This window comes from Flavobacterium resistens (genome assembly GCF_900182645.1).
Taxonomy (GTDB): Bacteria; Bacteroidota; Bacteroidia; order Flavobacteriales; family Flavobacteriaceae; genus Flavobacterium; species Flavobacterium resistens.
Genome location: NZ_FXTA01000007.1, coordinates 90,024 through 109,187, shown reverse-complemented (window position 1 = coordinate 109,187; position 19,164 = coordinate 90,024). Strand labels below are relative to the sequence as shown.

Annotated in this window: 8 protein-coding genes; all 8 read left to right on the top strand. The window is 33.9% G+C overall.

Annotated features, from left to right (window positions below):
• The first annotated feature begins 16 nt into the window (after window positions 1–16).
• The 8 genes from FN795_RS20775 to FN795_RS20740 all read left to right on the top strand — a co-directional run bounded on the left by FN795_RS20775 (window position 17) and on the right by FN795_RS20740 (window position 19,156).
• Window positions 17–2,485, top strand: coding sequence for a glycoside hydrolase family 95 protein (locus FN795_RS20775; RefSeq protein ID WP_244290019.1), 2,469 nt, complete (start codon window positions 17–19; stop codon window positions 2,483–2,485).
• A 79-nt stretch (window positions 2,486–2,564) separates the two neighbouring features.
• The gene (gene xyl3A / locus FN795_RS20770; protein ID WP_142452400.1) at window positions 2,565–5,159 is read left to right on the top strand and encodes a xylan 1,4-beta-xylosidase; all 2,595 of its coding nucleotides are present in this window, start codon (window positions 2,565–2,567) and stop codon (window positions 5,157–5,159) included.
• A gap of 141 nt (window positions 5,160–5,300) precedes the next feature.
• Window positions 5,301–9,440, top strand: coding sequence for a hybrid sensor histidine kinase/response regulator transcription factor (locus FN795_RS20765; protein ID WP_142452399.1), 4,140 nt, complete (start codon window positions 5,301–5,303; stop codon window positions 9,438–9,440).
• Between the two features lie 562 nt (window positions 9,441–10,002).
• On the top strand, window positions 10,003–13,011 hold the full coding sequence (locus tag FN795_RS20760) for a SusC/RagA family TonB-linked outer membrane protein (RefSeq protein ID WP_142452398.1): 3,009 nt from the start codon (window positions 10,003–10,005) through the stop codon (window positions 13,009–13,011).
• Window positions 13,012–13,020: 9 nt separating this feature from the next.
• Entirely contained in the window at window positions 13,021–14,508 is a 1,488-nt protein-coding gene (locus tag FN795_RS20755; protein ID WP_142452397.1) for a RagB/SusD family nutrient uptake outer membrane protein, read from the top strand.
• A gap of 178 nt (window positions 14,509–14,686) precedes the next feature.
• Window positions 14,687–15,232 (top strand): hypothetical protein, encoded by a 546-nt coding sequence (locus FN795_RS20750; RefSeq protein WP_142452396.1) that lies wholly within the window; start codon window positions 14,687–14,689, stop codon window positions 15,230–15,232.
• A gap of 167 nt (window positions 15,233–15,399) precedes the next feature.
• Window positions 15,400–16,896 carry a vanadium-dependent haloperoxidase gene (locus FN795_RS20745; RefSeq protein WP_142452395.1) on the top strand — a complete coding sequence of 499 codons (1,497 nt, stop codon included), beginning with the start codon at window positions 15,400–15,402 and terminating at the stop codon, window positions 16,894–16,896.
• A 49-nt stretch (window positions 16,897–16,945) separates the two neighbouring features.
• Window positions 16,946–19,156 (top strand): CRTAC1 family protein, encoded by a 2,211-nt coding sequence (locus tag FN795_RS20740; protein WP_167498108.1) that lies wholly within the window; start codon window positions 16,946–16,948, stop codon window positions 19,154–19,156.
• The last annotated feature ends 8 nt before the right edge of the window (window positions 19,157–19,164 follow it).

Here is a 19,164-nt window from a genome sequence, read left to right as displayed (position 1 = left end):
TTCCAAAAACAAAATAATGATGAAAAAAAGTCTGAGTACCATATTGATTCTATTGGGAATTTCATTAGCTGCACAGCAGAAAGATGATTTGAAACTTTGGTACAAAAATCCTTCAGGAACAGTATGGGAAAATGCCTTGCCAATTGGAAATGGCTTTCAAGGCGCTATGGTATATGGAAATGTCGAAAAAGAAATTTTTCAACTAAATGAAGCAAGTGTATGGAGCGGAAGTCCAAATAGGAATGATAATCCTGATGCAAAAAATGCACTAAGCGAAATTAGAAGACTTATTTTTCAGAAAGAATATAAAAAAGCAGAAAAACGCATCAATGAAAATATAATCACTAAAAAATCCCACGGGCAAATGTTTCAGCCTGTTGGAAATTTAGAATTGGATTTTTTGAATCATCAAAACTTTACCGATTATTACCGAGAACTTGATATAGAGAATGCGGTTATAAAAACAGTTTATAAAATACAGGGCGTTACCTATACCCGTGAAGCATTTATGTCTTTTCCTGATCGGGTTCTAGTGATAAAACTTTCTGCTGATAAACCGGGAAAATTGTCGTTTACAGCTGCTTTTACCTCTGAACATAAAAAACAGGAAATTAAAGTTGAAAATAACAATGAACTTTCACTTTCGGGAACTACAAGTGATCATGAAGGCATAGACGGAAAAGTCAATTTTAATGCATTGGCAAAGTTCAAAGTCAATGGCGGAGGAATAAAAAGTATTGGAAATTCTATAAAAATTGAAGGAGCAGATTCTGTTTTGATTTATGTATCTATTGCTAGTAACTTTATTAATTACGATGATATCAGCGGTAATGAAAAGGAACTTGCAAAATCTTTTTTGAACAAGGCATTTGATAAAGAGTATAACAATATGAAAAAAGCTCATATTGCTTATTATCAAAAATATTTTAAGAGAGTCAAACTTGATTTTGGAACAACTGAAGCATCCAAACTGCCAACAAATGAAAGATTAGCGAATTTCAGAAATGTTTCTGATCCATCTTTTGTAACGCTTTATTTTCAGTATGGCAGATATTTATTGATTTCATCTTCACAGCTTGGAGGTCAGCCTGCAAATCTTCAGGGAATTTGGAATCACAGCATGAATCCTGCATGGGACAGTAAATATACGATCAATATAAATACAGAAATGAATTACTGGCCCTCTGAGAAAACCAATTTATCAGAAATGCACGAGCCTCTTTTAAAAATGATCCAAGAATTAGCACAAACCGGAAAAGAGACTGCAAAAGTAATGTATGGAGCCCGTGGCTGGATGGCGCATCATAATACAGATATTTGGCGAATTAATGGTGCTGTTGATGGCGCAACTTGGGGAGTATGGAATGCAGGTGGAGGCTGGTTGAGCCAACATCTCTGGGAGCATTATCTCTATACAGGCGATAAGGATTATCTTCAATCGGTATATGAAACCCTTAAGGGAGCAGCGGATTTTTATGCTGATTTTTTGGTAAAAGATCCTGAAAGTGGCTGGTTGGTTGTAGTTCCAGCGAATTCACCTGAAAATGCTCCAGCAGCGCATCAAGGTTCTTCAGTAACTGCCGGATCTACGATGGACAATCAGATTGTTTTTGATGTTTTTAGTACAGCAATAAAAGCATCTGAAACATTAGGAAAAGACAAACAATACATTGATAGTTTAAAAACGTTGCGCAATATGCTTCCGCCAATGCAAATTGGTAAATACAATCAGTTGCAGGAATGGATGGATGATGTCGATGATCCTAAAGATAATCATCGCCATATTTCGCATTTATATGGGTTGTACCCTTCTAATCAGATTTCAGCTTATAAAACTCCAGAGCTTTTTGCAGCAGCAAAGAATACATTATTGCAAAGAGGAGATATATCTACGGGTTGGAGTATGGGCTGGAAAGTAAATTGGTGGGCAAAAATGCAGGATGGAAATCATGCTTACAGTTTGATTCAAAACCAATTGACTCCGCTTGGTGTGAACACCGGTGGAGGAGGCACTTATAATAATCTTTTTGACGCGCATCCACCTTTTCAAATTGACGGAAATTTTGGATGCACATCAGGAATTGCTGAAATGTTGATGCAAAGTTCAGATGAAGCGATTCATTTGCTTCCGGCTCTTCCAGATGCGTTGAAAGAATATGGAGAAATAGCAGGTTTGAAAGCGCGTGGAGGATTTGAAATTAAAGATATGAAATGGAAAAATGGAAAGTTAGTTGCTGTCAGTATTCAGTCCAATCTTGGTGGAAATCTTAGATTGAGAACTCCAAATCAAATCATTCCTAAAAATAAAATGGATTTTAAAACTGCTTCCGGAGGTAATTCAAATGTTTTTTACGAAACAGATGCGATCAAAAAGCCCATGATGGCTAAAGAATCAACGATAAGACCTTTAAATATTCAACCGACATATTTATATGATGTTGCTACTGAAAAAGGAAAAATATACCATTTTTCGATTAAGGAATAGAATGAATCAAATGCAGTCATTTCAAGAGAAGTGACTTAGATTAAAAGTTTTTTTTTTAAAATTTAAATTCAAAGAAAGCATGAAAATCAGTTATCTATTTATCATAAGTTTACTATCATTTTTTTGTGCCAATGCACAGCAATATCCTTTTAAGAATCCCTCGCTTAGTTCTGCTGAAAGAGCAAAAGATCTAATTTCACGATTGACTCTTGAAGAAAAAGCAACGTTAATGTGCGATCAGAGTGATGCTATACCACGATTAGGAATCAAAAAATTCAATTGGTGGAGCGAAGCTTTGCACGGTTATGCGAATAATGATAATGTGACGGTTTTTCCTGAACCTATTGGCATGGCAGCATCATTTGATGATCAGTTGTTATATCATGTTTTTGATGCGGTTTCAGATGAAGCCCGTGCCAAATACAATCAGTGGATTAAAAACGGCAACGAGAATAAGCGTTTTTTAAGCCTTTCGGTTTGGACGCCTAATGTAAATATTTTTAGAGATCCGCGCTGGGGCCGTGGTCAGGAAACTTATGGCGAAGACCCGTATCTTACTTCGCGAATGGGAATTTCTGTTGTTAAAGGATTACAAGGCCCTGAAGATGCTAAATACCGAAAACTTTTGGCTTGTGCGAAACATTTTGCGGTTCATTCAGGTCCTGAATGGAGCAGACATGAATTGAATCTTAATAATGTAAATCCTAGAGAGTTATATGAAACGTATCTGCCAGCATTTAAATCATTGGTTCAGGAAGCTGATGTTCGTCAGGTAATGTGTGCTTATCAGCGTTTAGATGATGAACCTTGCTGCAGTAATAGAAGATTGCTGCAAGGCATTCTTCGTGATGAATGGGGCTATAAATATATGGTAGTGTCGGATTGCGGAGCGGTTACTGATTTTTATACCACACATAAAGTTTCGTCTGATGCAACACATGCAGCATCTAAAGCGGTACTTGCAGGAACTGATGTCGAATGCGTTTGGGAAAAATATCCTTTTAAAAATTTGCCAGAAGCAGTAGAGAAAGATTTAATAAAAGAGGCTGATATCAACAAAAGCTTGCTTCGCGTTTTAATTGGTCGTTTTGATTTAGGCGAAATGGATGATGATGCTATTGTTCCCTACGCTCAAATTCCGGTAACTGTTCTCAATAGTAAAGAGCATCAAAAGTTAGCACTTGAAATGGCTCAGGAGTCAATGACACTTTTGCAAAACAAGAATAATATACTTCCTTTGAATAAATCCATAAATAAAGTTGCTGTTATTGGTCCAAATGCCGATGACGAGCCAATGTTATGGGGAAATTATAACGGTACGCCTGTTAAAACTATAACGATTAAAAACGGAATAGAATCAAAAATTTCGGCTAATAAAATCTTTTATGATAAAGGCTGTGATTTAGTAGAAGATAAAGTAAATCAAAGTTATTTCAGTCAAATTTCATTTGAAGGAAAAAAGGGGATGAAAGCAACTTTTTGGAATAATCCGAATAGAGAAGGTTCTCCGGTTGTTTCGCAACAAATATTGAATCCGATAAAAATGACAACTGCCGGTCAGCATGAATTTGCTTCTGGAGTTAAATTAGAAGGATTTTCGGCAAAATATGAGACTGAATTTTTAGCTACAACAAATGATACACTTGTATTTAAAACAGGAGCTTGCGGCGTTTTTGAATTACTAGTCAACGGAATTTCCAAAGCAAAATATACCACATGGAGAACGTTGCCTGGAAAAATTCCCTTTATAGTTGAAGCGGGTAAAAACTATAAAATTGAAATTCTGTACGCTCAGTCAAACAATTGGCAGGCAAATCTTGAATTTGATTTTGGAAAAGAGTTTGATATTGATTTTGGAGGATTAATCCAGAAATTAAAAGGCATTGATACTGTGGTTTTTGTAGGTGGACTTTCGACTTTGCTTGAGGGCGAAGAAATGCCGGTTTCTTATCCTGGTTTTAAAGGCGGTGACAGAACGAATATAGAACTTCCAGCAGTTCAAAGAAAATGTTTACAAGAATTAAAAGCTGCCGGTAAAAAAGTGGTTTTTGTAAACTGCTCAGGTTCTGCAATTGCTTTAACGCCAGAGACATCAAGTTGCGATGCCATTTTACAAGCATGGTATCCTGGAGAATTGGGAGGTCAGGCTGTCGCCGATGTGCTTTTTGGAGATTTTAACCCTGCTGGAAAACTTCCGGTTTCATTTTATAAAAACTCAGACATTTTAGGCGATTTTGAAGACTATTCGATGAAAGGACGTACATACAGATATGCAACAGATGTTTTGTTCCCTTTTGGTTTTGGTTTGAGTTATTCTAAATTCAATATAAGTACAGCAAAACTGTCAAAGACAAAAATAAAATCAAATGAAAGTACACAATTGAACTTTTCAATAAAAAACGTCAGCAAATGTGAAGGAACTGAGATTGTTCAGGTATACATCAAAAAAATAAATGATACAGATGGTCCATTAAAAACCTTAAAAGCTTTTAAACGAATCAATTTAAAAGCGGGAGAAAGTCAAAATGTAACGATTGATTTGCCATCATCTTCATTTGAATTTTATGATCAAAACACTAGAAATATGAAGGTAACTCCAGGTGAGTATGAGGTGTATTATGGTAATAGTTCAAAAACTCAAGATTTAAAAATGACTAAAGTTTCTGTTCAATAATCTACCAAAATTCAATGCCTGCTTGAGAAATACTGTTTTTTGAAGCAGGCTAAAATTCTAATAATATACTTAATTAACATGCATAAAAATTGCATTTTCAATTAAAAAGTATATATTTAATTTAAATTTCCTCAATAATGTATGGCTCCAAAAATTTGTGTTAAAGCGATAGTTATTCTATTTTTTATAGTAAACAATTTGTTTTCTCAGGATAAATTTGAAAACTATCAATTTAGATTAGTAGATAAAGAAGCTTCGAAAAGTGGTATTTATACCATATCACAGGATCAGTCTGGATTTATGTGGATGGGTACAAATGGTGCCGGTTTGTATAAATACGACGGAGTTAATTATGTTGCTTACGAACAAAATTCCAAACGCAGTAATTCTATTAATAGCAATTTAATTTATGTTACTTACGTTGATACTCGCAACCGGTTGTGGATAGGGACTGACGAAGGATTATGTCTGTATAATCGAAACTTAGACAATTTTGAAAGCATTGATATTCAGAAGAAAATTAAAAAAGAAACTGTAATTTCTATTAAAAGCATTATTGAAGACAATAATGGAAATCTAATGTTAGGAACAGTTAATAACGGTTTACTAAAATTAAGTACTACGACGCGGGAAATTACCAAAGTTAATTCTGATGTAGCAAATAACTCAAATTATCTTATCAATAGTCTTGCAAAAGATAAAAAAGGAACCATTTACTTGGGAACAAATTTAGGATTGAAAATATTCGATCCTATAAAGAATGAGACAAAAAAGGTTAACATTGGCAATGACAATCGGATACACTCGGCAAGCATTGTGTCTATGTGTTTAGATAGTAATCAAAACTTATGGATTGGCGACGGATTTAAAGGCTTGATAAAAGTTGATTTACATTCTAAAGTTAAACAAACCTTTTACTATCCTATTACTAAAAAAAGGATCATGTCAATTTTGGCAAGAGATTCTAAAACAATTCTTTGTGCAACCGAAAATGATGGATTAATCATAGTTGATGATCAGGGTGTTGTTCAAAAAAAATACGTAAACAGCAAGTTCAATACACGTAGTTTGAGTTCAAATTCGGTTTGGTCTTTATTATTAGACAGAGAGAATAGAATTTGGCTGGGCTATTATAATAAAGGTTTAGGCGTTTTTGATAAAATAAACAGTAAAGTCAATATCATAGAAAGTTTGCCTGGAAATCCACAATCCTTACAAACCAGTTGTGTGACCGGAATTGCTAAAGATCATCAGGGACAATTATGGATTTCTATGGAAGGTGGAGGAGTGGATGTTTACAATTCCATAACCAAAGACTTTAAACATATTACTAAATCAGATGGCAAATTATATTCTGGATTAACCAATGATAATATCACAAAGGTATTTATTGACAAAAAACAAAATGTTTGGCTATCGAGTTGGAACGAAGGAATTTTTCTTTTAAAGAAAGGAAGCAGGAGTTTTATTAATTATAATACCAAAAACACACCTAATCTAGCCTCAGATAATATTATGAGTATTACAGAAGATTCCAGAGGTATAATTTGGATTGGAACTTTTGCTAAAGGACTACATTATTATACTCCGTCAGACGGACAATTTCACCATTGTAATGCGAAGCCATTTTTGACAAATGCAATAACAAATATTGACATCAGAAATGTAATGGTTGATTCAGATGATGCCGTTTGGGTTGGTTCAACAACAGGACTTTATAAAGTGGTTACGAATGATTTTATTACTTTTTCTGTGACTTCTTTTAGAGATAAAATGTCGGAGAAACTTAAAAATCATAAAAGTACGCACACGATTAATGCTTTATATCAGGCTAAAAACAAAGAAATCTGGATTGGTACTGATGGCGCAGGATTATTCAGTTACAATAAAAAAACGGATGTCCTAAAATGGTACATAAATTTTAAAGGACTGCATGAAAAATCAATTTCGGCGATTACAGAATCTAATGATGAATGCATTTGGTTAAGTGGAAAAAAAGGAATTACGAGACTGGATCTAAAAAACAATACTACAGTCAACTATTCTACCTTTGATGGTTTGCTAGGTAATGATTTCAATAACAATGCAGTTTTAAGAGATGAAGTTGGAATGCTTTATTTTGGAAGTTACGAGGGGTTAAACTATTTTAATCCTTCTAATTTGGTTAAAAGTAAAAAGCAATTACCTATTTATTTTACTGATCTGAAGCTTTTTAATAAATCGGTCGGACCACTTGAAAAAAATTCGCCACTTATAAAAGTACTTTCCGAAACAAAAAAAATAATTCTTAAACACGATCAGTCTGTATTTACAATTGATTTTATTGCGGTGAATTATTCTTTTCCAGCTAGAAATGAATTTGCCTATTATTTAGAAGGTTTTGATGATTCTTGGAATTATGTCGGAAACAAACGTTCTGCAACTTACACCAATTTAGCTCCTGGAAATTATACATTTAAAGTTAAAGCTTCAGAAAAAAACGGAGCTTGGAGCAAGGTGCCGTTGGAGTTAAAAATTGAGATATTGCCGCCATGGTGGAAAACATCTTTTGCTTATTTATTTTATACGCTTTTACTTGGGGCAGCGATTCATTTTGCCAATCAGTATTATCAAAATCGATTTAAACAAAAACAAATGATCGAGTTTGAAAAACAGAAAGCGATTCAGATTGAAAAATTAAACAATAAAAAATTACAATTCTTTACCAATATTTCACATGAGTTCAGGACTCCATTAACATTGATTTTAAATCCTTTAGGAGATATCATAAAAAATAGCAGTCAGCAACTTCCTGAAGGTGTTCTGAATAAATTGCAAACGATTCAAAAAAGTTCTGACAGACTTTCCAGACTGATTAATGAGTTGATGGATTTTAATAAACTTCAGTTCAATAAAATGAATCTTCAATTACAATTGATTGAAGTGGTTGGTTTTACAAAAGAAGTTGTCAGTTATTTTAATGAAGAAGCATCAAGCCGCGGAATTGATTTGCAATTTGAATCCAATAAAACTTCACTGAAAGATTGGATCGACCCTAAAATGTTCGAAAAAATTATTTTTAATGTCGTTTCAAATGCTTTTAAAGTTACTCCGGATAATGGAAAAATTAAGGTAAAAATCATAATTAATAACGAACAAATTCATTTCCCTTTAATTGATTCATCAGATACGGCTCATTATTTTACGATAGTTGTTGAAGACACTGGTTCGGGATTGGATAAAAAAGATATTAAAAGAATTTTTGACCGTTTTTATCAGGTAAACAATTTGAACAAAGCGTATTATGGAAGTACAGGTATTGGCTTGGAAGTGGTTCGCGGATTTGTCGAATTGCATAAAGGAATAATTGAGGTTGAAAGTGAATTAGGAGTAGGCACTATTTTTAAATTGCTGTTTCCACTTGGAAAGGAATTTTTTAATGAAAACGAAATATTGTTTGAAGAATATAAAAGGGAAAATAAAATAAGCTTCAAACCAATTGTCGAAAAAGAGGAAATTCAATTGACTGATGATGAGGAACAGCAAGACCGAATTTATACGGTTTTGATTGTTGAAGACAATGTAGAACTTCGAAATTATCTAAAAAGTGAACTCAAAAAAGAGTACAAAGTCATCGTTGCAGAAAATGGGCAAGTTGGTTTAGATTTAGCTTTGCAAAAACTGCCTGATTTGATTTTAACCGACGTGATTATGCCTGTTATGAATGGTTTGGAATTATGTAAAAATATTAAAACCAATTTAAAAACAAGCCATATTCCGTTAATGATGTTGTCTGCAAAAGCCTTAGTTAAAGATAAATTGGAAGGAATTGATTCTGGTGCTGACATGTATTTAAGCAAACCTTTTGATATGGATATTTTGAGGTCCAGCTTAGGACAATTGATCAATAGCAGACAAATTATGTTCAATAAGTTCTATAACGGAATTACTTCAACAGCTAAAGAAAAAACTACAACTTTAGACAATGAATTCATAAAAAATGTTCTGAATTACATCAATGAAAATATTCGCGAAACCGAATTGAGCGTAGAAGTCTTGGCTTCGAATGTTTTTTTAAGCAGAAGCCAGTTGTATCGTAAAGTCAAGACATTAACCGGTGTATCAGTCAATGAATTTATCCGGAATGTTCGTTTAGAAAAGGCTAAAGAACTAATAGAATTAGGAAATGATAATATAACGGAAATCAGTTATAAAGTAGGTTTTAGTTCGCCATCTTATTTTACTAAATGTTATAAAGAAAAATTTGGATGCCTTCCAACACAAAAAGTAAGCAATAGTTAATTACATCAATTTTCCATCTAAAAAAGACGAAGTATTTCGTCTTTTTTTTTTGCTTTTTATGGATCATTAACTGGTTTTTACAAACTGGATATTATGATGCCTTAAGCATTTTTATTTTTTTTAAAAGAAGAAATATAGGGATCGATTTTTACTTTTTATTGATTGTGAAATATGAATATATTATTCGTTTATTTTTCTCATATCTAAAAAATAAGATACTAAAATTGGTAATAATATATTTTTCATTTCAATCGATTAAGAACTGTAAAACCCTGAATTCGCTATTTTTTTAACTGTCATGCTACAAATTTGATAGATTATGCATCAAATGTAGTATGTGAAATTTATGTTAACAATCTACTTTTGGTATAATCAAAATTAAAATAAACATGAAACAAATTACTAACAATCTTAAACCCATTTAGAACATGAATTAAAACCATATTTATGTATTGCAAGCGGCTTTTTAAATTAAAAAATGAGGGACAATATCAATACAATAAATAACAAACAAACAAAACTTTACAACCAACAATTATTTAACTAAAACAAAAAACCAATTATGAAGTTAAAATTAAAATTTGCAATAATCGCATTGCTGATGATAAGCTATCAGAATATGATAGCACAATCCAAGACCGTACAAGGTGTGGTTACAGATCCTTCGGGATTTCCATTACCTGGTGCCAGTATTACAGTACAAGGTTCAAACAATAGTGCATCGACAGATTTTGACGGTAAGTATTCTTTAAAAGGAGTTAATCCAACAGACAAAATAATATATTCTTATGTTGGCTTAGTTACGCAAACGGTTGCAGTAGGAACTCGTAGCACAATTGATGTTACACTTGTTGAATCAGCACAAAACTTGCAGGAAGTTGTTGTTGCCTACGGTACACAAAAAAGAACTAAGGTAACTGGAGCAATTTCAACCGTTACCTCAAAAGATATTACAGCAGTGCCTATTACTAATGCAGAGTCTGCTTTGCAAGGTAGAGCAGCAGGGGTTACTGTTGTAAATGGGGCACCAGGTACTAGTCCAACGGTTAGTATTCGTGGTTTAGCTACAATGGGAAATAGTACACCTTTATATGTAATCGATGGAGTTTTAACAGGCAACTTATCAGGATTAAATCCTAGTGACATTGAGAGTATTTCCGTTTTAAAAGATGCTTCAACAACTGCATTGTATGGTTCTAAAGCCTATAATGGTGTAGTTATGGTAACAACTAAAAAAGGGAAAAAAGGTGCAGGAACATTAAATTTTAGTTCTTATGCAGGTTTTCAAAGAATTACTAAACGATATGATGTTCTGAATACACAGCAATACCTAAAATATGCAAAAGATTTAGGAAGTGACTTAACAGCAAGAGCAGCTGAATTTGGAAACATAAATACAAATTGGCAAGACGAAATTTTTCAGGATGGTGTAATGCAGGATTACAATTTAAGTTTCTCAAACGGAACAGATAATTCTACAGGTCGCTATTCTGCTGGATATTTAAAACAAGAAGGAGCTGTTATAAATACTGGTTTTGAACGTTACTCTTTCAGAGCAAACAATACACAAACCATTGGAAGGCTAACAGTTGGAAGCAATATTGGAGTTTCTTTTAGCAAGACTAATCCAGAACGTGCATCAGGAGGTAGAACATTATTAGAGCATGCTATTAAAATGGCGCCTTATTTACCTGTTTACAATGCAAATAATTTAGGAGGTTATCAAGGTCCTTCTACTGCTGATGGACAAGATGCTGAAAACCCAGTTCGTGTGGCCAACTTAGGATATCAATATATTAAAGGTTTATCTATAATTGGAAACATTTATGCGGAAGTAGAAATCATCAAAGGATTGAAATTCAGATCACAAGTTGCATTGGATTATTTTACAAACGAAGACCATACTTTTATTCCAAGTTATGCTGATGGTTCAGCTCATAAACAAGCTTATTCATCAACTGCAGAAACAAATTCTCAAGGTCAAACTATTGTTTTCGATAATAGTTTAACTTATAAAACTACCATTGCAGAAAAACATCACGTAGAAGCAGTAGGAGTAATTACTAAAATTGAGAATAAATTTCAGAATCTTGTAGCAAGTAGCCGTTATTATATTTCAGATGAAATTGATCAATTGAGACTTCAAGATGCAAATTTAGCATCAACAAGCAGTGAAACAAATAATTTAGGTTATGTAGCTCGTATTAACTACGACTATGATGATAAATACCTATTCGCAATTTCAGGACGTAGAGATGCATCTTCTCGTTTTGGTTCTAATAATCGCTATGGTAATTTTTACTCTGTTGCTTTAGGTTGGAATATTGCAAAAGAAAGTTTTATGGCAAATTCTATATTTAGCACATTGAAACTTAGAGCGAGTACTGGAACAACAGGTAATGACCTTATCGACAATTATCAGTACAGTGGAACTTTAGCCGCAAATTATATTTATCCAATTAACGGAGCAGCTGCTTCAGGTGTTACAGCTGGTAGAGCTTCTAATCCAGATTTGAAGTGGGAGTCTAAAACAGATAGAAATATAGGTTTGGATTTTGGACTATTTGATGAGGCATTTACTGGAAGTTTTGAATATTTCAATAATAAAGGTAGTGATATCCTTTTCGCAGTACCGCTTCCTGCTTCTGTAGGTTCAGCTGGTGGAGGAACTCAAACTCAAAATATTGCTAATACAAAAGTACATGGATTTGAACTTTCACTTGGCTACAACGACAGAAAAGGTGATTTTACATGGTCAGCTGTTGCGAACTTAGGAACAAGTAAAAACGAGGTAACAAGTTTAGCACCGGGTGTAACTAGTGTATTAGGCGGACCATCAGGAAGAGCCGGTCTGGAAAGCTTTTCAAGATTAGAAGTTGGTCAGCCATTATTTTATTTCTGGGGTTATCAAACGAATGGAATTTATCAAAATCAAGCAGAAGTAGATGCAGCTTTAGGTGCAGGACAAACTACTGTACAACCTGGTGATATTAGATTTGTTGATAGAAACGGAGATAAAGTTATCAACTCAGAAGACAAAACAAATATTGGAAATCCATATCCAGACTTCACATATGGTCTAAATCTTACAGCAGCCTATAAAAAATTCGATTTTAATTGTTTTATAACTGGAGTTAGCGGAAATGACGTTTTCAATTCAAATAAATTTGATCTAGAAGCTATGCAGCGTTTATTTAATGCTAGTACAGATGTTTTAGACAGATCAATTGTTCAAAATGGAGTAGTTACCAACCCATCGGCTACATTGCCTAGAGCACTTGGAGCGGGTCAAAACTGGTCATCTGCAAGTCAAAGATATGTTGAAGATGGTTCTTATACAAGGTTAAAAAATGTGACCTTGGGGTATACTTTATCAGGAGACACTTTCGACAACCATTTTACAAACATACGCTTTTATCTAAGTGCGCAAAATCTTGTTACAATTACAAAGTACTCTGGCTTAGATCCTGAAATTGCTCGTGTAGATGCTAATGCAAATTCTGCTGGAATTGATATAGGAAGATACCCACAACCTAAATCAATAATTTTTGGACTTGATGTTACATTTTAATTTATAAAGATGATGAGAAAAATAAAATATACAGTTGCAATATTGTTAGGGATTTTTACAATAAATTCATGCAACGACAATGATTTAGAATTGAGTAATCCAAATGAGTTGTCACCTGAAACTTACTTTAAAAGTGAAACCCAGGTCCAAGCTTCAGTAAATGCTGCATATGCAAACTTACAAACCAGAGGACTATACGCAAGACATATTTTCTTTGCTTTAGACAATATGGCTCAGGAAAATAAAGGAAATCCTCAATTAGAAGGAAACAAAAAACCTTTTCTTGATTTCTCTTTTGATGCAAGTAGCGACATTATCCAATTTTATTGGGAAACTTGTTATTTAGGAATTTCCAAAGCGAATTTTGTCTTAGACAATGAAGATAAAATTAATGCTTTGCCAAGTTCAATTTTATCACAAGAGAAAAAGAATAAGTTTTTAGGAGAAGCTCATTTTTTAAGAGCATACTATTACTTTTTATTAGTACCTCGTTTTGGAGATCTGCCAATTTATACAAAACAGACTATCGTTGGTAATCCAAGAAGCCCTAAAGATGAAGTTTATAAATTGATTGTTTCTGATTTTGATTTTGCTTCTAAAAATTTATTAAGCAAAAGTGTTGAAGACAAAGGAAGAGCAACAAAAGAAGCTGCTTTTGCTTATTTAGGAAAAGCATTATTGTATCAAAAGAAATATGATGAAGCTTTAGCTGCTTTCAGTAAAGTGACAGGATTTAGCTTAGAAACTAATTTCTATAACAATTTTATGGATGAAACGGAGCATGGGCCTGAATCGATTTTTGAAATTGAATATGATGAAAAATTAGGAGTAGCAGATAAATGGGGTAGTGATACTGCTGGAGATGGTGTTGCCGAATCTACACTTAGAGGTCAGGAATATGGTAACCTAGGTTGGTACAATGTATATCCGTCTGATAATTTATTAGATGAATATGAGCCAGGTGACAAACGTTTTGGAGATACTTTTTACGTTCCGGGATCTAAATATAATAATGGAAACAACACCATGACAGCTGCTAATTTCTCTTCATCTGAAGGTTTAAGAAGAGCAGGCTGGAAAAAATATCAAAACTATTATAAGCGCACCGACGAAAATCTTGATTCAAGCATCAACTTCAAAGTTATGCGTTATTCTGATGTCTTGCTTATGATGGCAGAATGTGAAAGCTTAAGATCGGGTGGTGTGCAAGCAACAGCGATTGGTTACATCAATCAAGTTCGTGCAAGAGCAGGTGTACCATTGTTGGCTACAACTCTTACAAAAGACCAAGTTTTTACAGCTCTTATCCACGAACGCAAAGTAGAATTGGCTGGCGAGCAAGTTCGTTTTGATGATATCATTAGATGGGGCATTGCTAGTACTCAATTAGCAGGAACTGGCTTTAAAGCTGGTAAAAGCGAATTGTGGCCAATACCAAATAGAGAAACGTCTTCAAATCCAAATATTAAGCCAAGTAATAATAATCCTGGATATTAAATAAATTGAAGTTAGTTAGTTTAAGTTAAGTTAGTTAGTAGTTTGAGAAACAGCGCATGCAAGTGCGCTGTTTATCACTATTTTATATGTTGCAAAACCATTAAAATTTAGACACTTATAATTTGCTGTTTTACTATTAAAATACATTTTTAAATACCACAGACCAGTTTTATTCAAAATGAAAAAAATTGCATCACTTTTTTTAATCGTAACGTTGTTTTACAATGTTTTAGGATTTTACATCATGTTTGCTGAACAACAAGAGCAAGTGTGGGTGACTGCTATGGAAAAAACTGAAGATATAAATTTTGAAGTTATCGAAATTCAGATTGATCCTTACGCGTATGTTGTGGATTCTGGTTTTGAAGAGGTCAACGAAGATTTTACAATCGAAAATAAGACCTATCATGTTTTTAAGAAAAGAATTGTAAACAATGTATTAAAGTTATATTGCCTAAAAAATTCCTATACCAAAGTTTTTAGCAAGGATTTAAAAAAAATTGTCGACAGTCAAATATTTGACACCTCTTCTAACAAAGAAAATCCAAGTAAAAAATTAATGAAATCCTTTATTACGGATTACATTCCTAATAATGATACAATTGATTTGGTTGTTACTGCATCCAAAGCATTTTTTCCTGAAAAATTGTGTCCGTATACTCCAAAAAGAGACCTTCTTTCGGGGTATTTTACTACCATTTGTCCTCCTCCCGATATGGTATAATACTTCTTTCACGTTAAAAATTTAAAAGATCTTGACTATTAATCAAGTCCTCAATTCAATCTTTGGTGTTGCCATAAGATGAATTCTGATTATTTAAATTTTTCACTTAATCAATTAGAATAATTGATTTAAGAAACTATTACATAACCATATAAACCTAACCAAAAATGAAAATTTATAAATTTTTGTTTAAAGTACTTCTATTTAGTGCTTTAAGCACATCTGCGTTTGCTCAAAACAAAGACAATAAAAAACAACCTGAACCAACAGGAGTAAGCAATATGGCTTATAAATGGAGCGAAATTGCTATCACTGCAACGGCAAATGATACCGATAGATTCAAGCCAAGACCAACTGTTACTTCCCGTTTTTTAGGATTAACATTTGTTGCCATTTTTGATGCCTGGAGCCGTTATGATGAAAAGGCAATTCCTGTATATTTAAAAGATGCAGAAAGAAGACCTCAGAAAGAACAAACACTAAGAAATAAAGAGATTGCTATTAGTTATGCCGCTTACAATACATTGTGTGAATATTTTTTTTCAGACAAAGAAATTTTTAAAGCATATATGATAGAATTAGGATTGGATCCTAACGATAAATCTCTTGATCCTAAAACACCAGCAGGAATAGGGAATTTAGCCGCCAAATCAGTGATTGAAGCCAGAAAACATGACGGTTCAAATCAATATGGAGAAGAAGATGGATCAAATGGAACTCCCTATTTTAACTATGTAAATTATAAGCCAGTAAACACTGCCGACGAAATGGTTGATGTAAATCACTGGCAACCAAAATATTTTTCAGATGGAAAAGGCGGTAAGTTCGCGCCCGGCTGCATGACGCCATTTTGGGGTAAAGTAAAACCTGTTGGGTTAAAAACTGGAGATCAGTTTCGTGCAATGCCTCCACCTTCTTTAGATTCTGAACAACTCAAAAATGAAGTTAAAGAATTAATCGACTTGCAACATAATCTTACTAACGAACAAAAAGCATTAGTAGAATTTATGCGTGATGGCCCAAAATCAGTGCAACAAGCTGGACACTGGCTAAAATTTGCTCAGGATGTTTCAAGACGAGACAAGCACACGCTGGATCAGGATGTGAAAATGTTTTTTTATAATCAGGTGACGGCTATGGATTGTTTTATAGCATGCTGGGATACAAAAATGTTTTATGATTTTGCTCGTCCTTATGCTTTAGTACATTATTATTTTAAAGACAAAACTATAAATGCATGGGGCGGACCAGGTTATGGAAATATTGATATGAAAGGGCAAGACTGGAGACCATATTCGCCAGATATTTTTTTATGTCCTGCATTTCCCGGTTATGTTTCAGGACACAGCACAATCAGCGGAGGTTGCGGTGAAGCATTAAAACTATGGACAGGAAACGACAATTTCGGAGAGTCTGCAACAGTAAATGCGCCAGGATCAATGACAGAACCAGATAACGTAGGGAAACCTGTTGTACTAAAATTTCCAACATTTACAGAAACAGCAAATATGGCTGGAATTTCCAGAGTTATGGGAGGCTATCACATTCAGGCAGATAATGTTGAAGGACTTAAACTTGGAAGAAACGTAGCTCACGAGGTTTGGAAATTCTACAATTTTCATATCGGAAATAAAACTATAGATAAAATTACTTCAATTGAATAAGTGTTCCAATTTTAAAATGGAACTGATTTTTTCTGAAAATGTTTTAATTATGAAAATTAAGCCAGTAGTATTTTTATTGATAGTTTCTGTTTTGGCAGTTTCATGCGATTATTTTTCCAATCCGAATGACAAGATGATTAAGATTTTGGATGCGAGAAAAATGATGTATAATGTCAAGAGCAATCCTTTTGCCGCAAAGGCAGAAGTCGCTTATTATGATTCTATAATCAATAGTTCTGATGAAGGTTTTTTCAAATTATTCAACGAATTGAATAAAGGAAATGCTTTGCTGAAATTCGGAAAAGAAGCAGAATCTGTTTCAATTATGGAAAATGCCATCAAAAGAAAAAAAGCGATTGATGGCAAAGATGATCCACAAGCGCTTAAATGTTTGGCAATTGCTTATATGAGACTGGGTGAAAAGCAAAATTGTGTCAATTACCACAATCCAGAATCGTGTATTATGCCTATTCAAAAAAATGGTATTCATACTATACGTCAGGGATCTCAAAACGCAATCGAAATTTATAAAAAGTTATTGGATTTAGATTCAAATGATTATGAATCGAGATGGTTGCTTAATATTGCTTACATGACATTAGGGGGGTATCCTTCAAACGTTCCTCAAAAATGGCTGATACCTAATCTGAATAAAGATGATTCGGACTATCATGTAAAACCGTTTTTGGATGTTGCGCCAAACGTGGGCATAAAAAGCAGAAATATGTCGGGCGGAGTAATTGTTGATGATTTCAATAATGATGATTATCTGGATATTGTTACTTCAGATTGGAGTTTGGATGGCGTTATGCATTACTATCAAAATGATCTAAAAGGAAAATTTTCAGATGTATCCAAAATTTCAGAAATAGGCAGATTTAAAGGCGGTCTGAATATGATCCAGGCAGATTATGACAATGACGGCGATGTTGATATTTTTGTTTTAAGAGGAGCTTGGATGCATAAATTCGGCAGACAACCTAATTCATTATTACGTAACAACGGCGATGGCACTTTTACTGATGTCACTATTAAAAGTGGTTTGTATTCTGAATTTCCTACTCAAGCCGGAAACTGGAATGATTTTAATAATGACGGCTATTTAGATTTATTTATTGGCAATGAATCTTCAGATGATGGATCATATCCTTCTGAATTGTACATCAACAATCAGGATGGGACATTTACAAATGTTGCAAAAGAAGCAAAATGTGACATTGTTTCTTTTATCAAAGGAGCAACGTCGGCAGATTATGATAATGATGGCGATATTGATTTGTTTCTTTCTGGAATGAATAAAAAGAAGATATTATTAAAAAATACCGGACTTAAAAATGGCATTCCGCAATTTAAAGATGTTACAGACGAAGCTGGTTTAGCTGGAATCAATGTAATGACTTTTCCAACTTGGTTTTGGGATTACGACAATGATGGCTGGCAGGATATTTTTGTTTGCGGTTATCAGTTCAACGGATCGATTGCTGGTGAAACTGCGATGGAAGCATTAAATATTCCGAATGGAAGCAGCAAAATGTATTTGTACCACAATAATCATGACGGTACCTTCTCTGATGTTTCTGTGGTGTCCGGTTTAAGCAAAACGGTGTTTGCAATGGGCTCCAATTTTGGAGATTTTGATAATGACGGTTTTCTGGACATGTACCTCGGTACCGGAAATCCAGATTATAAATCCTTATCTCCTAATAAATTATTCAGAAATATGGGTAATGGAAAATTTGCTGATGTAACAGTTTCAAGTCGTATGGGGAATTTGCAAAAAGGACATGCCGTAGCGTTTAACGATCTTGATAACGACGGCGACAGCGATATTTTCATTGAAGTTGGAGGAGCTTATTTTGGAGATGCTTTCAATAATTCTTTATATCTGAATCCCGGCCAAAACAATAATCGCTGGATTAAGATTAAACTGGAAGGTACAGAAAGCAATCGTTCCGCAATTGGCGCCAAAGTAAAAGTAAGCTTTAAAGAAAACGGTATTTCACGATCTGTGTGCAGAATTCTAAATTCAGGTGGAAGTTTCGGAGCCTCGGCATTGCGAATGGAAATTGGAATTGGACAAGCTTCAATTATTGATCAAATCGAAATTATGTGGCCAAAAAATCAAAGAAAGCAAGTGTTTAAAAATGTAAAGCCAAACCAATTCATCAAAATAATTGAAGGCGAAAAAGAATTTTCAAACATAAATCTTAAAAAACTTTCCTTTCCTACGGCCGGAGCGAGATCGCCAATCTGTATGTAATACAATGC